Origin of the sequence: Streptomyces sp. NRRL B-24572, assembly GCF_002156145.1 — a bacterium.
GTDB classification, from domain to species: domain Bacteria; phylum Actinomycetota; class Actinomycetes; order Streptomycetales; family Streptomycetaceae; genus Streptomyces; species Streptomyces vietnamensis.
Genome location: NZ_MWIG01001241.1, coordinates 1 through 797 on the forward strand (window position 1 = coordinate 1; position 797 = coordinate 797).

At 63.4% G+C, this 797-nt stretch carries 1 protein-coding gene; it reads left to right on the forward strand.

Annotation, left to right across the window (positions count from 1 at the left end; all coding sequences use genetic code 11):
• Window positions 1-206 precede the first annotated feature (206 nt).
• A partial coding sequence (locus CCN56_RS41535; protein ID WP_256962469.1) for a condensation domain-containing protein occupies window positions 207-797 on the forward strand: 591 nt, incomplete at its 3' end.

Consider the following 797-nt stretch of genomic DNA (forward strand, 5'->3'; position numbering starts at 1 on the left):
GTCGGCGGGTGGTCTCACTCGCCGACCTCGGGTCGTCAGGAAGCGGCCGTGAGGCGACACATCGGCGGCGATGTGCCGCGTGTGGGCATGAACAGCGCGGCCGTACATTCCCCTGAATTGATCCGCGCGCCGGACAGTGGAGCAAGAGCTCCCATCGCCACTTCTCGCCCCGTAGAGTGCACCCCGAGGATACTTTTGGGGGTGTCATGAATACTGACGAAGTGTTTCCATTGACATGGGGGCAACAGGGGGCATGGTGGGCCCAGCAGAGGACGGATCCCCCTTCCTGGCTGCTTTTGTCGGAGGCTATATCCGTGCCTGAAGGCACATCGGCTGCCGATGTGGCGCGGGCTCTGGAAGTCATGCTCACCCGGCACGAAGTCCTGCGCACCACGTTCCGTATCGGAGCTGATGGCGAGCCGGAGCAGATAGTGCACCGGCGTACGGACCTTGCTGTTCCGGCGGTCGCCGACGAATCCGAGGCGTGGGAAAGGCTCGCGTCGGCGGCGTTCGACCTGGAACGCGAATTTCCCATTCGCGCAGCACTCACCGTTTCATCCGGGAAGCCCTCGAAGCTCTGCCTCCTGCTGCATCATGTGGCCGTCGACGAACTGGGAAAGGTCGCCTTTTCACGACATCTCCGTACCATTCTCGAAAATATCGTCTGCCGGGCTGGAGCAGGAGACGAGCCGGCCGGTGCGGCGCCGAGCCCACGGGATCACGCGAGGACCGAGACCTCCGAGTCCGTCCGGAAGATGCATGAGGACGCGCTGAGTCACTTGCGTCAGGCGCATCAT